The organism is Undibacterium sp. WLHG33, from assembly GCF_049544815.1.
In the GTDB taxonomy this organism is placed as follows: domain Bacteria; phylum Pseudomonadota; class Gammaproteobacteria; order Burkholderiales; family Burkholderiaceae_D; genus Undibacterium.
In genome coordinates this window covers 3,335,930-3,355,626 of record NZ_CP186697.1, presented here as the reverse complement: position 1 = coordinate 3,355,626, position 19,697 = coordinate 3,335,930, and the positions used below count along the sequence as shown (strand labels likewise).

The 19,697-nt window shown below is 50.1% G+C and carries 15 protein-coding genes and 1 pseudogene; 7 read left to right on the top strand and 9 right to left on the bottom strand.

Annotated features, from left to right (window positions below; all coding sequences use genetic code 11):
• Nucleotides 1-93 precede the first annotated feature (93 nt).
• A complete protein-coding gene (locus ACOTSW_RS15165) occupies nucleotides 94-468 on the top strand; it encodes a VOC family protein (RefSeq protein ID WP_423679913.1) in 375 nt (124 codons plus the stop codon).
• Between the two features lie 95 nt (nucleotides 469-563).
• Here the strand turns inward: ACOTSW_RS15165 and ACOTSW_RS15160 are convergent, their stop codons facing one another.
• Nucleotides 564-2,168 (bottom strand): amidohydrolase, encoded by a 1,605-nt coding sequence (locus tag ACOTSW_RS15160; protein ID WP_423679912.1) that lies wholly within the window; start codon nucleotides 2,166-2,168, stop codon nucleotides 564-566.
• A 417-nt stretch (nucleotides 2,169-2,585) separates the two neighbouring features.
• Between ACOTSW_RS15160 and ACOTSW_RS15155 the strand changes: the two genes are divergently transcribed.
• Nucleotides 2,586-4,115, top strand: coding sequence for a transglycosylase SLT domain-containing protein (locus ACOTSW_RS15155; protein WP_423679911.1), 1,530 nt, complete (start codon nucleotides 2,586-2,588; stop codon nucleotides 4,113-4,115).
• A gap of 94 nt (nucleotides 4,116-4,209) precedes the next feature.
• Here ACOTSW_RS15155 and ACOTSW_RS15150 read toward each other — a convergent pair whose 3' ends face one another.
• Both ACOTSW_RS15150 and ACOTSW_RS15145 read right to left on the bottom strand, forming a co-directional pair.
• The gene (locus ACOTSW_RS15150; RefSeq protein WP_423679910.1) at nucleotides 4,210-5,457 is read right to left on the bottom strand and encodes a hypothetical protein; all 1,248 of its coding nucleotides are present in this window, start codon (nucleotides 5,455-5,457) and stop codon (nucleotides 4,210-4,212) included.
• Nucleotides 5,458-5,623: 166 nt separating this feature from the next.
• Nucleotides 5,624-5,737: pseudogene (locus ACOTSW_RS15145) on the bottom strand (biopolymer transporter ExbD); the annotation flags it as partial.
• A 325-nt stretch (nucleotides 5,738-6,062) separates the two neighbouring features.
• On the opposite strand from ACOTSW_RS15145, the gene ACOTSW_RS15140 reads away from it, so the two are divergent.
• Nucleotides 6,063-6,533, top strand: coding sequence for a GNAT family N-acetyltransferase (locus tag ACOTSW_RS15140; protein WP_423679909.1), 471 nt, complete (start codon nucleotides 6,063-6,065; stop codon nucleotides 6,531-6,533).
• Between the two features lie 145 nt (nucleotides 6,534-6,678).
• On the opposite strand, the gene putA is transcribed toward ACOTSW_RS15140, so the two are convergent.
• Entirely contained in the window at nucleotides 6,679-10,338 is a 3,660-nt protein-coding gene (gene putA, locus ACOTSW_RS15135) for a trifunctional transcriptional regulator/proline dehydrogenase/L-glutamate gamma-semialdehyde dehydrogenase (protein ID WP_423679908.1), read from the bottom strand.
• Between the two features lie 151 nt (nucleotides 10,339-10,489).
• Here putA and ACOTSW_RS15130 point away from each other — a divergent pair, with 151 nt between their 5' ends.
• Nucleotides 10,490-10,948: an Lrp/AsnC ligand binding domain-containing protein gene (locus ACOTSW_RS15130; protein WP_110254407.1), complete on the top strand. Its 459-nt coding sequence runs from the start codon at nucleotides 10,490-10,492 to the stop codon at nucleotides 10,946-10,948.
• Between the two features lie 128 nt (nucleotides 10,949-11,076).
• Here the strand turns inward: ACOTSW_RS15130 and ACOTSW_RS15125 are convergent, their stop codons facing one another.
• On the bottom strand, nucleotides 11,077-11,586 hold the full coding sequence (locus ACOTSW_RS15125; protein WP_423679906.1) for a MarR family winged helix-turn-helix transcriptional regulator: 510 nt from the start codon (nucleotides 11,584-11,586) through the stop codon (nucleotides 11,077-11,079).
• A gap of 93 nt (nucleotides 11,587-11,679) precedes the next feature.
• Here ACOTSW_RS15125 and ACOTSW_RS15120 point away from each other — a divergent pair, with 93 nt between their 5' ends.
• Nucleotides 11,680-12,564 (top strand): EamA family transporter, encoded by an 885-nt coding sequence (locus tag ACOTSW_RS15120; protein WP_423679905.1) that lies wholly within the window; start codon nucleotides 11,680-11,682, stop codon nucleotides 12,562-12,564.
• 73 nt (nucleotides 12,565-12,637) lie between these two features.
• On the opposite strand, the gene ACOTSW_RS15115 is transcribed toward ACOTSW_RS15120, so the two are convergent.
• From ACOTSW_RS15115 to ACOTSW_RS15105, 3 genes are all read right to left on the bottom strand, one after another.
• The gene (locus tag ACOTSW_RS15115) at nucleotides 12,638-13,342 is read right to left on the bottom strand and encodes a riboflavin synthase subunit alpha (RefSeq protein WP_423679904.1); all 705 of its coding nucleotides are present in this window, start codon (nucleotides 13,340-13,342) and stop codon (nucleotides 12,638-12,640) included.
• Between the two features lie 104 nt (nucleotides 13,343-13,446).
• A complete protein-coding gene (locus ACOTSW_RS15110; RefSeq protein WP_423679903.1) occupies nucleotides 13,447-15,492 on the bottom strand; it encodes a sensor histidine kinase in 2,046 nt (681 codons plus the stop codon).
• 137 nt (nucleotides 15,493-15,629) lie between these two features.
• Nucleotides 15,630-16,601, bottom strand: coding sequence for a LysR family transcriptional regulator (locus ACOTSW_RS15105; protein WP_423679902.1), 972 nt, complete (start codon nucleotides 16,599-16,601; stop codon nucleotides 15,630-15,632).
• A 139-nt stretch (nucleotides 16,602-16,740) separates the two neighbouring features.
• On the opposite strand from ACOTSW_RS15105, the gene ACOTSW_RS15100 reads away from it, so the two are divergent.
• Both ACOTSW_RS15100 and ACOTSW_RS15095 read left to right on the top strand, forming a co-directional pair.
• Entirely contained in the window at nucleotides 16,741-17,058 is a 318-nt protein-coding gene (locus ACOTSW_RS15100; protein WP_423679901.1) for a hypothetical protein, read from the top strand.
• A 55-nt stretch (nucleotides 17,059-17,113) separates the two neighbouring features.
• Nucleotides 17,114-17,506: a DUF2798 domain-containing protein gene (locus ACOTSW_RS15095; protein ID WP_423679900.1), complete on the top strand. Its 393-nt coding sequence runs from the start codon at nucleotides 17,114-17,116 to the stop codon at nucleotides 17,504-17,506.
• 225 nt (nucleotides 17,507-17,731) lie between these two features.
• Here the strand turns inward: ACOTSW_RS15095 and ACOTSW_RS15090 are convergent, their stop codons facing one another.
• Nucleotides 17,732-19,594, bottom strand: a complete 1,863-nt coding sequence (locus tag ACOTSW_RS15090) for a phosphoenolpyruvate carboxykinase (GTP) (RefSeq protein ID WP_423679899.1) — start codon at nucleotides 19,592-19,594, stop codon at nucleotides 17,732-17,734.
• Nucleotides 19,595-19,697 lie beyond the last annotated feature (103 nt).

Genomic DNA, 19,697 nt, shown 5'->3' with positions numbered 1-19,697 from the left:
CCGGCAAGGCTGTCTTTTTGCTGGCACAATACTGATGCAATAAAAATATGCGCCTCAGCGCCTGACACGATACTAAAAACTAAAGGAAAGAAGATGATCGGCTACGTCACATTAGGAACAAACAACTTTGAACGTGCAGCACAATTCTATGACAACTTACTGGCGGTCATCGGCGCTAAACGCGCGATGGAATCACCGGAATTTATCGCCTGGGGCAATAACCCGAATCAGGCCAGACTGAGCATTATCAAACCTTACGACGGACAAGCAGCAACGGTCGGCAACGGCGTGATGGTCGCACTGATCGTCGATTCAAAAGAAAAAGTGGACGCGGTGTACAACAAAGCGATTGAACTCGGCGGCAAAGACGAAGGCGCGGCGGGGCCGCGCGGAGACAGCGGATTTTACGCCGGATATTTCCGTGACCTCGATGGCAATAAACTGAACGTATTCTGCATGAGTGCCTGATCAAGGACGCCTGCATTCCTGCTGCATCACCTCGCCAGAATGCAGGCACACTTATTCAACATACGATTCACATAGCAACAGACCTGACGAAGCGTTTATTTCAGAGAAGGCGCTTCATTCTGATAAACCACTTTCCCCGCAAGCCAGGTCTGCACTACCTGAATCTGATGGATCTGCTGAGCCGGAATCGTGAACATATCACGATCAACAACGATAAAGTCAGCCCATTTTCCCTTCTCCAGACTGCCGATGATATTTTCCTGATGGGCGGCATACGCGGCATCCAGCGTGAAGCAGCGGAAAGCTTCGGTCAGAGTCATTGCCTGATCGGCATACCAGCCATGCAAAGGTTCACCATCGCGACTGCGGCGCGTTACTGCCGCGTGTATCCCCCAGAACGGATTGGCTGACTCGACCGGAAAATCTGAACCACAGGCAATGCGCGAACCTTGCTTCAGATAGCGTCGCCATGCGTAAGCCCCCTTGATGCGCTCATGTCCCACCCTTTGTTCCGCCATCGTCATATCCGAAGTCGCATGTACAGGCTGCATGGAGGGAATAATATTGAGCGACTTAAAACGAGGAATATCCTCAACAGCAAGGACTTGCGCATGCTCTATCCTGTGCCGCGCCAACTTTCGTGCTGCTGCAGGTAAAGCCGCAAAACCATCCAGTATCTGGCGATTGGCCGCGTCGCCTATCGCATGCACATTGACCTGATAGCCTTTGTCAGCCGCTTTTTTTATCATCGCAACCATAGCCGACTTCGTTTGAAACAATAAGCCCGAAGTGTCGGGTGCATCGGAATACGGCGCCGCCAGCGCTGCACCACGACTACCGAGCGCACCGTCCGCAAACAATTTAACAGCACGTAAAGCATAGCGATCCTGTCCATCGCTGAGTAAAGGCCCCTCTCTGGAAATGCGCTCAAAAAAATCATCGGTACCACTGATCATGCCGTAAATACGAACACTGAGCTTGCTATTTGCAGCATATTCACGGAACAAACGATCAGCTTCGGCAGACACACCGGCGTCATGCACGCTGGTCAGACCGGACTGCGCAAGTGTGAGTAAAGCTGCATCCAAAGCCAGACGGTTACCGGCATCACTGGCGGGAGGGATAACCGCTTGAATCAGATCCATCGCATTGTCGATCAATATACCGGTCGGATTGCCCTGCGCATCTCTCTCTATTTTGCCGCCAACGGGATCAGGCGTGTCACGGCCAATACCGGCCAGTTGCATCGCACGACTGTTTGCCCACGCTGCATGACCATCCACCCGGCTCAGCCAGACCGGACGGTCGCTGACAACGGTGTCAATATCGCTTGCGGTTGGAAAGCGGCCCGAATCCCAGTTAACCTGATTCCATTCACCGCCAAGTATCCATAGCTGTGACGGAAAGCGTTGTGCATAATCGCTGATGCGCCCCTGCGCCTCAGCCAACGTCCTCGTTTCGCGCAAACTTAACTGCGCCTGATGGTGCCCCAACGCCAGTACGTGTCCATGTGCGTCAATCAGCCCCGGCAACAAGGTTTTGCCGTGAAGATTAATACGCTGCGCCAGAGGAAATTGCCGGAGCAGTTTTTTACTATGCCCGACCGCGGTGATTTTTCCACTATCATCAAAAACAAGCGCATCAAAGCGGATCAACTTTTGCTGACGGTTTAATGTATAGCCATTTGCATTTTCAATCATCGTATCCGCCGTGGCGTACGCTGATATCGAGGTCAACGCCGTCAAGACGATCAAAGACAAACCTGTTTTAATTAAAATCATAAAGAGCCAGTCGGAAAATTACAGGCATTCATTGTAGGATAAATAGCGGAATAGACATCGAGGATTCTGTATCCGCACTCAAGCTATCCGCACGTCATAGAAAGAGCTAAAAAAGAAGGACTAAAACAGTCACAAACAATTACAAAAGCCGCATCTTTATTCAAGTCACATCTAACGTAGTGCCATTGAGACGCTAACTCCACGCATCTCCTTTATGAGGCCGGTTAAAATGTCAGCACGACGACATTTCCCTTGACGCACCCGCCTGCCCTTGCGTACACTCTTACGATTCTTCTATCAAAGTCGACCATGGTCGATGAGCACATCATCCCGCCTATGAAACGATTACGACACCAAACCCACCCTCTGATTGCTTTTACGGCCTCTGCCTTACTATTCTGGGCACTTCCCAATATCAGCCACGCAGATTCATCTTCACTCGCTGTTCTGAGTAACGCACCAGAAGCCAGCATTAGTCGCAACACTTCCCCCTCTGTAGTTAGTTCTCCTGCCGAAATCACACCTTTCGTTTACACGAATCAGGAAGCCGATCTATGGGAGCGTATACGCGCTGGTTATGCGATACCGGATCTGAGCAACAAGCTGGTGGATAATCAGCTGACCTGGTACAGCACACGAACCGACTATATTTTGCGCACGGTTCAGCGCGGATCACGCTATCTCTACCATGTTGTTGAAGAGTTGGAAAAGCGCGGCATGCCGTCTGAACTGGCGTTACTACCATTCATCGAGTCAGCCTTTAATCCGCAAGCGATTTCAACCGCTAAAGCCAGTGGTATGTGGCAATTTATGGCTGCCACCGGGAAAGATTTCAATCTTAAACAAAACATGTTTAAGGATGACAGACGCGGTGTTCTGGACTCAACAGACGCAGCCTTGAATTATCTTGAACGCCTGTACGGGATGTTCGGAGACTGGCAGCTTGCACTTGCTGCCTATAACTGGGGCGAAGGCTCGGTTCAGCGCGCAATAAAAAAACAGCAGGCACTGGGATTGCCGATCGACTTTGACAGCATGTCACCGCTGATGCCGCTGGAAACGCGAAATTATCTGCCAAAGTTACAGGCAGTCAAAAACATCATTGCGCATCCTGAGCAATTTAATATTGCACTGCCCAAGCTCGATAATCAGCCTTACTTCGTCACCGTTGAAAAAACCCGTGACATCGATGTCCGCGTGGCTGCTCAGCTGGCAGAACTGTCGATGGACGAGTTCACTGCGCTGAACCCGCAATTCAATCGCCCTGTCATTACCGGCAACAGCGATACCAAGATTTTATTACCGACAGATAATGCTGCTTTGTTTAAGGAAAACCTCAGCAAATGGCAAGGTCCACTGTCAAGCTGGTCCACTTACACCGTCGCCAAAACTGAAAAAATCGAATCACTTGCGCACCGACTCGGACATAAACCTGAATTTATCCGTGAAGTGAATATGATTCCGGCGAGTATGCTGGTCAAAGCGGGCTCGACTATTCTGGTTCCAAAATCAGAAAAAGCGCCGGATCAGGATATTTCTCCCGAGATCGCAGACAAAGCCCAACTGGTGATAGAAAAAGGAATAACCACGCGCCAACTACACTATCGCGTTGGTAAAAAAGACAATCTGAATAGTATCGCTCAACGCTACAAGGTCAGCGTTGCCGACTTAAAGAACTGGAATAATCTGAAACGCGATAATGTCAGTGCAGGACAAAATTTGCAGATCCAGGTCCCTGTTATCGCAAAATCCCGCCACATCACAGTTGCCTCTCACTCTAAGCCAGCACATCGCAATAAGCTTGTGGCATCAAGCGGAAAAACATTAGTCGCAAATGCAAAAAGCAGCAGGAAGCCTCATGGTTAATTGTGGTTTTCATTACCGCATGATGAACCTGTAAAGCTGAGTCAATAAAAAAAGGGTGCTGTGATCAGTACCCTTTTTTACTTGTAAAAATGCGTTATTTCTGATTCGCGTAAATGACCCAGTAACGCGCCAGATCTGAAGTACCGTCATTGCCTTGCACGGTTTTCCAGGTTTTGATTGCATTAGCTTTTTTACCAGCCTGGAATTGGGCAATACCCAGATGCAATTTAGCGTCTTCCGGATTTTTCAGAGAACCTTTTTTGATGCCCTCTTCCATCATCGCCAGACCCTGATCAAATTTACCGGCAGTGACATTCGCAAAACCGACATTAACAAGACCATTACCGTCTTTACTTTGTTTTGCTTCGGTCTCAGCTGCTGCCGCACCTTTGTTTGATTCATCAAGCGCTTTGGCAGCCATATCGCGCAAGCGCTTATGGCGCTCGGCATCATTACCTGTACCTAAAGCACCCGCCTTGTAACCTGCCTCGATAATTTTCGTTGCTTCGGCAGGATAACCCGCCTGAATTGCCATCAAAGACAAATCCATAAAGTCATTTGCTTTGGTGATCTGGCCCAGAGCCAGTTTCAGACGTAATAAATCGAGTTTCAGGCGTGCGGAATAACCTGGCTTACGCTCCACGTTGTTCAGCAAGTTGACCCAGTATTCTTTCTTACCGTGGTATGCGACCATTTTTTCGAGCGCACTGGAGTAACCAGCCATATCTTTTTGTTTACGCGCTGCATCAGCATAAAACTCCAGATTAGCCAGACTAGGCGTACGTCCGGCTTTTTCATCTGCAGCCAGATCTGCCGTCACCTCTTTCAGCGCCTTGGCACTGTCACCACCCTGATTCATCGCCTGGATCAGGTAAGGACGCAAGGACTGATCTGTACCGCCATCGGCATAATAGCGGTTATACCATTGGGCTGCTTTGGAGTAATTACCCGACTTATAGTAAGCATTCGCCAGTACCTGTATCATCTGCAACTGATCTTTTGAAGGCAATTTTCCGGCGGCAATAATCGTTTCGGCAGCGCGGATTACCGTATCGTTATCACCGGCAGCAGATGCAATCGACAAACGCATACGCTCTATCGTGAAATTTTCGTTCACGGTTTTACCGCTGACACTATCAGCCTCATGAATCTTAGACAAAGCATCTTTATATTTCTTCGCCTTAAACAAGTCACCTGCCGCCTGTACGATACGACCGATTTCAGGACGCATTGCTTCCTGAGCGTAAGCAGTATTTGCAGCGATATTGGTTAATTCTGGTACGGCAGCAAAGCCGATTGCTGCCAGCATGACAGCGATACGAGAAAAGCGAAGTTGCTTCATATGTTGATCTCTCAATCAATAAATTAAATAAACTCAGAAAGGTACATATACGTGACTCGGAGTTACGCTTTCTGGCAAATATGAAAAAAGGCAGGGATGCCCCTGCCGTTTTTTATAATACATCAAGAATTGGCCATTGAAGTGTCCAGAGCTTGATTTATGTGAATCACTTCAAGAACTGCTCATTGCCGACCATACCGATCTTGGTCACACCAAGACGCTGTGCCGAAGCCATCACCGCCGCCACCGATTTGTACGGCACCACCGCATTCGGACGCAACAATTGGCGTATGGCCTTAAATCGTTTTATGATTGAGTTTGGTGATCGCATTCAAAAATACGATCACTGACTTGTTCCGTGGCATTTACACAGAAATTCTTACAGGCTCTTTTTTTTGTTTCTGATTTTTTGACATCGAAACATATTTTTCGTCGGAAAAATATATAAGCAAATTTTCAGGGTTTTAAGATTTTTTAGGGGAGTATCCGTAGTTTTAGCCTTTATGTCCTCGTAAACGCTGGGTTTTAAAATATACTCCCCCCAGTATTTATTTCTCACCAGGCCAGTTCTGAGCGCCTTCAGTTGCAGATTTTTCTGATCAATCATGTATTTACGACCTCTTGAAACTGCCGATGCGCCACAGATAGCCGGACTCTGGCTGACAGGCGCAGCAGAAAGCGCAAAAACCGAAGCTGCTTATCTGCCGCAAGTGTCGCAGCAAGCATACGCCCAGATCATTGCTGATGAGCTGGCTGCGCAGACTTGTTTAGGCTGGGGAATTTTTGACACTGCAACAACAAATCTGTTTGCTTATCTGACGGCAAAAATTTATCTGCCTGAACCGGAATTCGCGCAAACGCCGTGTCTGTATCTGCAGGACCTCGACGTACACCCGCAACAGCGGCGGCGCGGTCTGGGTGCACAACTGGTTGCTGCCGCGAGATCGTATGCAATAGAACAGAAACTCGGCAGTATTGAGGTTAACTGGCTCAGTGAAGACGTGCAGGCATCCGCTTTCTGGCACAGCCAGGGTTTTAAGCAATTTCTGGTACGCGGACGCTGTCGTTTACAATGATGCTGCTAATGTCGTAAAAACGGCTCAGGCAGCGACGGTTGTAAATGACCTCAGCGACTGCGAAGTGCGAGATCTGATCAATATAGAAAAAAAAGCCCGCATTTGCGGGCTTTTTGCTGGATGTTGATAGCTGCGAAAGCGGTGATTAACTTGCCATTGCCATCAGGCTGGCATTACCGCCGGCAGCAGTTGTGTTGATGCACAGAGCGCGTTCTGCCACCAGGCGCCACAGCGGAATCTCTGTGTTGTCTGAGGTTTCAATCACAGAGGCGATGGCCCCCTCGAGAGCCGCAAAAACAGGCTTATAGATATTCAGCAAGCCGCTTTCCACCAGTACAATCTGCGCACCGCAATCCTGCACTTCAGCGCTGATGATCTGCTGTCGCAGTTCTGTCGGAAAACTGTCCGGCAACAGCGTCAGCGCCTGTTTTGGCAAGACAGGTGTGTTACCGGTTGCCAGTGTCGCTGCCAGTTGATTCAGCAGGCAAGGCAGCCCGCTGGCGACGCAATAGATACGGCCACGCGGCACAAACGATAAGGTATTACGCTCACCTGTCGGGCCGGGTAGCACTTGCGTGATCTTATATGGCGTCTGATGGCTGTATTGTTCGCCTGTAGTCGCCAGTTCCTGCATCTGCTGCGTCTTGATCCAGACCAGCAAGGTACTGAGTGCCGCAGGCTCTTGCCGTTCATAAACGGTGTGACCACCGAGGCTGGTATCCGGTGTTTTTTGCAGACGTTTCAGATACAGCGGTCCGCCGGCTTTCGGGCCCGTGCCGGATTTTCCTTCACCACCGAAAGGCTGCACGCCGACGACCGCACCGACGATGTTACGGTTCACATAAATATTGCCGACGTGTGCACGGCTGGTGATGAAATTGATCGTTTCATCGATACGGGAATGGATGCCCAGCGTCAGGCCAAAGCCAGTGCCATTGATCTGATCAATCAGTTCAGGCAATTGATCGCGGCGGAAGCGCAAAATATGCAGTACCGGGCCGAATACCTCATTTTTCAGTTCAGCCAGATTGCTGATTTCAATGACAGTCGGCGCAATAAAGGTGCCTTGCTGGCAGCTTTCCGGCAGTGTCAGACTGAATACCGATTTACCCAGATCACGCATTGCGTTGATGTGCCGTTGTAAATTGTTTTGCGCTTCAGCATCGATGACCGGGCCGATATCCGTTGCCAGCCTATCGGTCTGACCGATACACAATTCCTGCATCGCACCGTGCAGCATTTCTATCGTTTTGTCAGCGATATCTTCCTGCAGACACAAAATACGCAGTGCGGAACAACGCTGACCTGCGCTGTCAAAGGCAGAGGTCAGGACATCGTTGACGACTTGTTCAGGTAAGGCGCTGCTATCAACGATCATCGCATTTTGCCCGCCGGTTTCAGCGATCAGCGGTATATCGATACCCTCTGCAACCGCACGTTTGCTGAGGGTGCGGTTAATGATTTGCGCGACTTCAGTCGAGCCGGTAAAAATGACACCTTTAACGCGCGCATCTGCCACCAGCTGCGCACCGACGACTTCGCCGGTTCCTGGCAAAAACTGTAAAGCAGCACGCGGGATGCCTGCTTCGTGCAACAGCTGTATTGCCCGATACGCGATCAAAGGCGTTTGCTCAGCTGGCTTCGCCAACACCACGTTACCTGCCGCCAGCGCTGCGCTGACTTCGCCGATAAAAATCGCCAACGGGAAATTCCACGGGCTGATACAAACTACCGGACCGAGGGCTTTGGTATTGCTGTGTGACTCCACCTGCGCTGCGTAATAACGTAAAAAATCGACCGCCTCACGCACTTCTGCAATCGCATTCGGCAGCGATTTTCCTGCTTCGCGTATGGCCAGTGCCATGAATTCAGAAGTATTTGCTTCCAGTAAATCAGCCGCTTTTTTCAGACTGGCCGCACGGATCGATGGGGCAGTCGTTTGCCATTCCAGTGCGTAGTGTTCGGCTGCATGCAAGGCATGTTGCACGTCTTGCGTGTTGGCTTCAATCACTGCGCCCACGGTATCCGACAGACAGGCCGGGTTGCGTACATCACGTCGTTCGCTGGCGCTGCTGTCATTCGCTAATAATGGTGTCGCAACGATGAACTCACTAGCCGCTGTAGTGAACTGTACTGCTAATTCCTGCAGTGTGTTTTCATTCGAAAAATCCAGACCGGCAGAATTCTGACGTTCACGACCGAACAATTCGCGGGGCAAAGCGATGCCGGCATGCGGCGTGCCACCGAGTTCACGCGCAATCGCAATCGGATCCGCGATCAGCGTGTCGATAGACACGCTTTCATCAACGATCTGATTCACAAACGACGAGTTGGCGCCGTTTTCCAGCAGGCGACGCACCAGGTAAGCAAGCAAAGTCTGATGCGAACCCACCGGTGCATAGATACGGCAAGGCTTATTCAGCTTATCTTTACCGACAACCTGATCGTATAAAGTTTCGCCCATGCCGTGCAGACACTGGAATTCATAATCCGTCACGCCTGCTTCTTTTGCCCAGGTATAAATTGTCGCCAGCGTCAGAGCGTTGTGCGTGGCGAACTGTGGATAAATCACGTCGGTCGCTGCCAGCAAGCGTTGCGCGCAGGTCAGATACGATAAGTCGGTATACACTTTACGGGTATAGACCGGAAAACCACTCATGCCATCGACTTGCGCACGTTTGATTTCGGCATCCCAGTACGCGCCTTTTACCAGACGCACCATAAATTTACTGCCGCTGCGCCGCGCCAGATCAATCAGGTAATCAATCACGTACGGACAGCGTTTCTGATAGCCCTGCACCACGTAGCCTATGCCTTCAAAGCCTTTCAGGTCGGGATCGAACGCCAGTGCTTCTATCAGATCGAGCGATAATTCCAGCCTGTCAGTTTCTTCGGCGTCGATGTTCAGACCGATGTTGTAGTGCTTAGCCAGCATCAATAAATTTTTCAGCAGCGGCAATAATTCCGTCATCGTGCGCTCGCGTTGTGCACGTGAGTAACGCGGATGCAAGGCCGATAATTTCACAGAAATACCTGGACCATCTTTAATGCCGCGACCATTTGAGGCTTTACCGATCGCGTGGATCGCAGTTTCGTATGACTGATAATAAAAGGCCGCATCTTTGGCGGTCAGTGCTGCTTCACCCAGCATGTCATACGAATAGCGGTAACCGCGCTTTTCATTTTCCTGACTGTTTTTCAGCGCTTCTTCTATGGTTTGACCAGTGACGAACTGATTGCCGAGCATACGCATAGCGAGATCCACACCTTTACGGATCAAGGGTTCGCCGCCTTTGGCAATCAGCCGCGTCAATGCCGCACCCAGGCCTTGTTCGCTATTGGTTGCGACCAGTTTTCCTGTCACCAGCAAACCCCAGGTCGCAGCATTGACGAACATTGATGGTGACTCGCCCAGATGTTTTGCCCAGTCGCCTTTACTGATTTTGTCCGCAATCAGGCGATCTGCGGTCTGATGGTCAGGAATACGCAGCAGCGCTTCGGCTAGACACATCAGAGCGACACCTTCTTCGGAAGACAAAGAAAATTCATGCATCAGCGCATCGACGCCGGAAGCACGTGTGCGTTGCTGACGTACGTTGCTGACTAATTTTTTCGCAAGTTCTGCAACATTATTTTGTAACGAGGGGTAAGAATTAACTTGTGACAGCAGATACTGCACAGCCTCGGTTTCATTGCGACGGTAAGCGCTGGTAATGGCGTTTCTGAGTGGGCTGATATTCACTAACAGCTCGGCACGCAGTGCCGCAAACGGGGATGTAGAAGTAGTCACAGAGGTCGCAGTCATATAGAAATAATTAAAACAAATATGATTTCATTGTATCGACGCTGCTCAATGATTAATTCTGGAAAATAGAACTCATATCGAAATTTTCTTTTTTATGAGAAAATTATCCCGAATATTATTAATCATCACTCTGATCAATTTTTGACTTCTTATGCTAGACAAAATCAGTAAAAGAATTCTGGCCGAATTACAAAACGATGGCCGTATCAGTAATGTAGAACTGGCGACGCGGGTTAACCTATCCCCGGCTGCCTGCCTCGAACGCGTGCGTAAATTGCAGGAGTCCGGCTACATTCTTGGTTACACAGCACAACTCAACCCGCATCTTCTGGATGTGGCTTTGCTGGTGTTCATCGAAGTTGTGCTCGACAGAACCACACCCGATGTTTTTGATGCGTTCCGCCGTGGCGTGCAGGCGATTCCCGAAGTACTGGAATGTCACATGGTTGCCGGTGGTTTTGATTACCTGGTCAAAGCGCGTGTGAAAGACATGAACGCCTACCGCGACTTCCTCGGTAAATCATTGCTGCAATTAAATGGTGTACGTGAAACGCATACCTATGCAGTGATGGAAGAAGTTAAAAATACCAGCTGTCTGCCAATCAAATAAGTGGCTTACTGTTGCCGGTATCACGCCGGTGATGAGGTCACAACGAGAGTAGATGACCCGCTAAATATAAACGCTGTAAAAAAATTGGCCACCTGATGCAGGTGGCCAATTTTCATGCTGTGTTGTTATTACTGGTTAAGTTCCTCAAGCACTGCAAGCAATTCCGTCAGACGCGCTTTCAGCACTGCCTGACTGCTTGCTTTCAGCGGTGCCAGTATCCGTCTTTCATTTTCCACATGCGCGGCGACAGCGCGATCAATCAGTTTCAGGCCACTGGCGGATAATTGCACCAGCATACTGCGGGCATCTGCCGGGTTCGGCAGACGCTTGATCAGTGCGCGGTTTTCCAGACTTTTCAGACGGTGCGTCATTGTCCCGGAGGTAATCATCATGCTGGAAAATAAAGCCGTTGGCGTCAGGCGGAATGGCTTACCTGAACGCCGCAGTGTCGCCAGCACATCAAACTCCCAGGCGCTGAGATTAAACTCGGCAAATGTAGCGTCCAACTGCGGTCGTAGCAGTGCTGTACAACGTCCAAGCCGCCCGATAATAGCCATAGGGCTGACATCCAGATCGGGCCTTTCATTGCGCCATTGTTCCAGTACGACATCGACGGCATCGGGCTGAATCTGTGTCATTCTGATTTCTCCATTTATCTTGATATCAAGATTATATCGCTAATTTATTTTTATTCTGTGTTAAGATTATTTATCTTGAATTGAAGATAAATAATGAAAAATAGTTCTGACGGTACGGTCGCATTGAAAGATATCTTACTCACAGCACTTGCCCCTGTTATCTGGGGCAGTACGTATATCGTCACAACGCAGTTATTACCACCGGATCGGCCATTTACCGCAGCGCTGATACGGGTTCTACCCGCCGGAATGTTGTTATTGCTGATGACCCGCCGCCTTCCGCAGTTCGCAGCCTGGCCACGATTACTGATACTTGCAGCATTGAATATAGGATTTTTTCAGGCCTTGTTATTTGTTGCAGCCTACCGGTTGCCCGGAGGTTTAGCAGCAGTGGTCGGTGCTTTACAACCTTTACTGATGATGGTGCTGGTCTGGCTATTTGATCACCACAAGCCGGGGATATCGGTGATTGCCGCTGCGATTACCGGTGTCGCAGGTATGGCAGCTCTTTTACTGGGACCTGGTTCCGTCTGGGATCCGCTCGGTATTACTGCTGCGCTGACCGGTACGGCCTGCATGGCGGTAGGTACGTACTTGGCGCGGCGCTGGAATATTGTTTTACCAGTGCTGGCATTCACCGGATGGCAATTGCTTCTGGGGGGATTGATATTACTGCCACTTGCCTGTTTGTTTGATCCGCCATTGCCACTGCTGACTCCTGTGAATATTGGTGGATACGCATATTTGAGCTTGATAGGAGCCTTATTGGCGTATGTTCTGTGGTTCAGAGGTGTGGCACGATTACCGGCAGTTGCGATATCGTCATTAGGTTTGTTTAGTCCGCTGACTGCAGTTCTACTGGGCTGGGTGTTACTCGGGCAAACGATACGCGGGTTATCGTTTGCCGGATTGTTGATGGTGCTGTTCAGCATACTTGCGGTGCAATGGCTGAGTAAGCCGGCAACGGCCAAGACATAGTATCAATCGCTGTCTGTCCGGTCTCACACGACAGAACCCATTTCGCTGTGAAAGATGAAATGAGTTCCTGTGATCACTTCTCAGCTTTGATGCTGTTCAACAGATGCGCGCTGCTGACGCCTTGTTGTTGCAGGACAGATTCAAGTGCAGGTAACAGCGGACCCAGTGTTTCACTCAATATATTGCGCACAGTATCGACGATGACTTGTGTGCTGCGTTCAATTTCTATATTCAGTGCCGCACCTGCTTTTTTTTCTGCAAACACTGTCATGCGCAGGGTTTCCGGAATCAGCCATACTTCAAACCAGGATTCTTCGCGGTTGACTTCTGCGATCGTCAGGCTGGCACCGTTAATGGCGATATAGCCTTTCGCAAAGATATAGCGTAACCATTCCGGTGGAACCGCGATACGGATCACGTAGTTATTTTCCAGTTCGCGAATCTGAGCGACGTGTGCTGTGAAATCAACGTGTCCGGATAAAGGATGTCCGCCGATTTCCGCACCGTCTCTGGCAGCACGTTCAACGTTGACACGGCTGTTTTCAGAATAACTACCGAGCGTGGTGATCGCCAGACTTTGCTGCATCACATCGAAATCGGCTGCCCGTTCGCCATGCAATTGAGTCACGGTCAGACAAACGCCGTCCACGGCAACGCTGGCGCCGATTTCCAGCTGTTTTGCAAAGCCTTCGGGAAATTCAATCTGAAATGTGCGCAAGCCCGGTTTGTCGCTGACTTTTGCGATGCGGGCGATGCCTTGTACTATGCCTGTAAACATGATGATAACAATCGAAAGTAATTTGGAAGATAGCGAGCAGCCATGATTGTAAGGTGAATTGCCTGTGCAGATGCAATCACACGATTAGTGTGGTATCTGTTTGCTCAGGTTCCGGTCATCGCCGGCATGTGTTCCAGCGAGACCTCCGCCAGCGGCAATTCAACGATGAAACTGGTGCCGGCACCCAGAGCACTGATACAACGCACAGTGCCGCCCTGCGCTTCACTGAGTTTTTTGACGATGGACAGACCCAGCCCGCTCGAATGTTCTCCTGCTGTCGGGGTCGGTGACAGTTTGGAAAACTTGGTGAACAGGTGTTGTTGATCCTCGCCGGACAGACCCGGTCCTTCGTCACGTACTTCGAGTCGGCCCATGCCGTGGTGCTGACTGATGGTCAGCCATATGGTTTTTCCTGCCGGTGAGAATTTGATCGCGTTTGACAACAGATTATCAACAATACGGATGCAGGCATTCAGATCGGCGGTGACAAAAACACTGCCATCAATATCAACAACCGTATGCAGATTTTTTGCCTTGAGTGCCGATTCATATTGTTGGAGGATATCGCGTGATAACTGACTGACACTGACGGTTTCTGCCGACAGGTGAAAATGTCCGGATTCCAGTGCATTCACATCCAGCAGATTGGTGACGATATGCATCATCCGCTGGCCGCTGTTACTGATGCGTTCAAGATACTGATGCTGCTGTTCTTCAGAAATCTGGTGACGCGTTTTACGCAGCAGATCACTCATACCGATGATGCTGGTTAAGGGATTTTTGAGATCATGCGCCGCAATTCCGAGAATATCGTCTTTTTCTTTATCCAGCAGTTTCATACGCTGAATCGCGTTGTCGAGTTCCGCGGTCCGCAACTGTACTTTGGCTTCCAGTTCATATTCAGCCTGCTGCGATATTTTCAGCAACTGTCTCTGTATATCGGCACTCTCTTTTTTGATCAGGCTGATTCTGTAGGCCTGTGCTAAAGCCAGCAAGATGGCTTCCATTGCCGAGCCTATCTGGAAGCCGTAATCCGTGATCCAGCTTGATTCAAGTATGCCGAGATTGCGCAAAGGGATCAGCAATACGCTGACGATCCATGAGAGTGACGCGATACAGACGATATAACCAGGCGGATAACCACGCAGACCGGCTAACAAACAGATAGGCAAAAAGAAAATGACCTGCAGCAGATTGATCATCTGCACAAATTCAGCGATCTGCGTGTTGTATCCGGCGAGAATCAGAGCGATGAAAACCAGCACCATGATTTGCACTGCTCTGAAAACACGGGCGAAGAAAGGCATAGTCTCTTTGAGCCGCAGAAAGCTGCTGATAAACAAAGCCGAAACAAGAATAATCACTTGCGGCATCAGTGCCGGAATGATGTCCACCACCCAGGGTGAATCGGGCGCGATAAACATACCGATGTGGCCGTTCACGCACATTCCTATCGTTAAGGTACCGAACGACAGCAGCAGGTAATACAACATCGACACGTCGCGGTAGCTGATCATCAGTAAGGCATTGTAGATAATCATTGCCAGCATGACGCCGTAATAAATCCCCATCAGACTGGCTAAGAAATCCGAGGTTTCAGTGAATTTATCCGGTGTCCACAATATCGCGCGGAAGAAAACTGAACTGGTACTTTGCACCCGCAGATATATCGTCGTGACAGCTGTATCGGGAAGATTGATCTTAAAAACCGGGTAGTGATGCCGCATTTCCTGTTGTGAGAACGGGATATGGTCACCGGCGCGCTGCACGCTGATGCTGCCATTGTTTGCCAGACGATACATGCGGATATCATCGAGCATGATAGGCATCATTTCCAGCAACCAGGTATTGCTGGCTTCGGCACTGCTTCTTTGTATATCCAGACGTAACCAGAAGGCTGACGAGGTATAACCCTGACTCAGACTTCCGTGCAGCGGTCTGAATTGCTGATTGATTGAGGGCGCCAGAATATCCTGAATATCGAGCTTGCCGGTTTTATCTTCCAGCATCTGAAAATGGGCATTCAGAGGAATTTTCTGTTCGCCCTTTTCCAGAGAAGTTACCGCTGCCTGCGCTGCGTATCCTTTGAAAAATAAAGATAACAGCAACAAGGCGAAAATAATTAATCGGCGATAGCTGGCTGTGTGCATCTTTCTTGGCGGTTAAGTCGCTACGAGGGAGAAAAGCGAAAAATCAACACGAAATGTAAAAAACTGTTAAACAGATGAAGCAGCCTAACAAGTTTCTATCAGCTTAGCAATCAGAAACAAGAATAAAATTTTCTCCCTTACTCTGCCTCTTTGTCCTGCTGTAATTCCGGGATCAGATTGGAATGCGTCATTGTGATCAGATTATTTCTCAGCCATTGATGTGCAGGATTGCGCGCATCGCGTTCATGCCACAGCATGTCGATATGTACTGCCGGTGTCTCAAACGGCAATTCTTTCCAGATCAGCGCATCCGTCATACCGGTGGCGGAAATCAGGTGCCTCGGCAAGACTGTCAGTAAGTCAGAATTGGCAACGACGCGGCCGGCGGTGAAAAACTGGTTAATGGTCAGCAGTATGCGTCGTTCACGTCCCATTTTGCTTAAAGTTTCATCAATCAGACCGTGCGCCCGTCCTGAAAAACTGACCAGCAAGTGATTTGCGGCGCAGTAGTCATCCAGCGTCAGCGTTTTGTTCGCCAGAGGATGGTTTTGCCGCATCACACAAATATAGTGACCCGAGTACAGCCGCTCATGGCGAATCGCGCTGGTGCCAGCGGCTTGTCCGCCTGCCAGCTGGGCAACCACACCCGGGAAAAAACCGACTGCAATATCAATATCGCCGTGCAACAACATAGGACGCGGTTCGCGCGTTGTCAGTGGCATCATCCTGACATTAATGCCGGGAGCCTCATTCTGAATGGATCGCACCAGGGTTGGCATCCACAGTGCAGCAGTCGCATCCGCCATTGCCATGCGAAAGGTCAGCTGCGCCTGCGACACATCAAAAACGCCCGGCGCAATTGCTGCTTCGAGGCTGGACAGGGCCTGACGTATGGTCGGCCACAAGGCCTCGGCACGCGGGGTCGGCTTCACACCATAAGCGGTACGTATTAATAATTCATCGTTCAGCGAATGGCGCAGGCGTTTTAACGCATTTGACACGGCTGGCTGTGTCATTGCCAGTTTGTCTGCTGCGCGGGTCAGGTTTTGCTCAATCATCACCGCATCAAACACCCGCAATAAATTCAGATCCAGTGTCAAAAAGTTCATGTTGTTTGTCTCCGTTGGTATTGTTATCTGCAATTATTCACAAACAATATATTGATTATAGGAAATCGAAATTAGAATTATATGTTGCAATGCAATATTATCTGATTATTCCCAAATGTAAATAAAAGTAGAGATGATCATGAATTTCCTCAATATTGCTTTCCCTGCCACCAGCGCACTGCCTGTCGCTGAAGTTGCCATCAGCGCTTTAGTTGCTGCCGCCCGTCCTTTGATCGGCCTGAGTATCCTGACCACAATGTTATTGGTCTTTAAGCCATTGATTACAGGCATGTTACGTGCATTGAAACTGACGATATTCCCAAACAAAACACGTGAAGAAAAATCTGCTTTACGCAATTTGCGCAGCATGCTGGCGGTGCGCCGTATCGCTAACGAGCTCGACAGCACATCGCCGAATATGGCCGCTGAACTGCGCGCTCTTGCTTCCCGCGCTTAAGCGGTAAGCGCAAAATTTTGCAATGCAACATAGCCCAGTGTACAGCGAGTTAACCATGTCTGCTTATACCACAGCTTACCAGCGCACAACACCACGTGAAGTCGTTGGTTCCAGAAGTCTGGCATCAATGCTGCCTAGTCTGCTGATGACAGGTTTGCTGACCTTGTTCGTCACTGCCATTTTGCGTTTATTGTGGGTCGGAATGACGAGTGACTTCTTCGCATCGTGGATGGAAGCATGGCTGACGACCTGGCCTATCGCGTTTCCGCTGGCGTACATGGCCTTGCCTGTGGTGCAAAAAATTTCACGCAGCCTGAGCAAACCTGTCGTGCTTCAACATCGTACACAGGGCATCGGTATTGCAGCAGTACAGCAGGTGTCTGATGAAGTGACTGCGCAGAATGGACTGACTCTCAGACCTCCCCGGGTACCGAAAATCACCCATTAATGCAAAGATTGCTGATTAAAGCTGATCTGAACAAAAAAGCCGCTGTGCATCAGCGGCTTTTTTTTTTGCATTCATCGGCATGAACAGCAGCGCCAGCATTGTTGCTGCGCCTGACGGTAAGCCCTGATCACACGCCGGCAGTGTCTCAACAGCGCAAAAATGGTGGCATAAAAAAAGCGCGACCACGTCGCGCTTTTTAAACAGCAGAACTTGTTGCGCTGAAATTTACATACTCAGGCGGTTTTTCAAAGCAACGCGGGTTGCTTCCAGCTCTGCCGGCAGACGGTAAGCCAGTTTTTCAAACAACTCGGTATGCAATACCAGTTCTTCTTCCCAGGCTTCCACATCGATCGATGTGATCGTCTGGAATTGTTCTTCGGTGAATTCCAGACCGTCCCAGCTCAGATCATCAAAGGCCGGTGTCACACCAAAGACGTGTTCCACGCCATTGGCTTTGCCTTCGATACGTTCCAGCATCCATTTCAGTACGCGCATATTGTCGCCGAAGCCAGGCCAGACAAATTTACCGTTCGCATCAGTACGGAACCAGTTTACGCAGTAAATCGATGGCAGGGTCGCGCCGATCTCGTTGATCTTCTTACCCATATTCAGCCAGTGCTGGAAATAGTCACTCATGTTGTAACCCATGAATGGCAGCATCGCGAACGGATCACGACGCACCACACCTTGCTGACCAGCCGCTGCCGCAGTGGTTTCCGAGCCCATGGTCGCAGCCATATAAACGCCTTCGATCCAGTTACGTGCTTCCGTTACCAGCGGTACTGTCGTTGAGCGACGGCCACCAAAGATAAATGCAGAAATCGGCACACCGGCTGGGTCATCCCATGCAGCGTCAATCACAGGGTTTTGTGTTGCGGCGACAGTGAAGCGCGCATTCGGATGTGCTGCTTTACGGCCGGTTTCCTTAGCGATTTCCGGTGTCCAGTCTTTACCTTGCCAGTCAATCAGATGCGCTGGCGCTTCTTTCGTCATGCCTTCCCACCAGACATCGCCATCATCGGTCAGCGCGACGTTCGTGAAAATCGTGTTGGCTGTCAGCGATGCCATGCAATTTGAATTGGTGGCTGTGTTCGTGCCCGGTGCCACGCCGAAATAACCGGCTTCCGGGTTGATCGCATACAAGCGCCCGTCTTTACCTGGTTTGATCCACGCAATATCGTCGCCGATCGTCGTCACTTTCCAGCCCTTGATTGCCGGAATCAGCATTGCAAAATTCGTTTTACCGCAAGCCGAAGGGAACGCCGCTGCCACATAATGTTTTTTACCTTCCGGTGATTCCACACCCAGAATCAGCATGTGTTCTGCCAGCCAGCCCTGATCGCGACCCATGGTCGAAGCGATGCGCAGCGCGAAGCATTTTTTACCCAGCAGCGCATTGCCGCCGTAACCGGAACCAAACGACCAGATTTCGCGGGTTTCAGGGTAATGCACGATGTATTTGGTTGCGTTGCATGGCCATGCCACATCTTTTTCACCCGCAGCTAGCGGCTTACCAACGGTATGCACGCAAGGAACGAAATCACCATCCGTACCCAGCACGTCATACACCGCTTTGCCCATGCGCGTCATGATGCGCATGTTCACAGCCACATAAGGCGAATCAGACAATTCAACGCCGATATGCGCAATCGGTGAACCCAGCGGGCCCATAGAGAAAGGCACCACATACATCGTGCGGCCTTTCATGCAACCGTCGAACAGCGGGTTCAGCGTCGCGCGCATTTCTGCCGGCGCCATCCAGTTATTGGTCGGGCCCGCATCTTCTTTTTTCTCAGAACAGATATACGTGCGGTCTTCCACGCGCGCCACATCGGTAGGATCAGAACATGCCAGATAACTGTTCGGGCGTTTGGCTTCGTTCAGTTTTTTCATAGTGCCGGAAGCGACCATTTGTGCGCACAGGCGGTCATATTCTTCCTGTGTGCCGTCGCACCAGACGATATTGTCTGGCTTCGTCAGCGCAGCGATATCAGCGATCCAGCTGATCAGCTTAGGATGTTTGACATAAGCGGGCGCATTAATTTTTGCGCCGGTTGCCGCGATGTCGTTGGCGGTTGTTTGACTCATACTGACTCCAATAAGATTGCAATAAAAAAACCGGGGTAGCAGCGCGGCAGTGTCGTCGTTAGAAAGTCAGGCGATGCGAGCACGGTTGGAAAACGATCCCAGC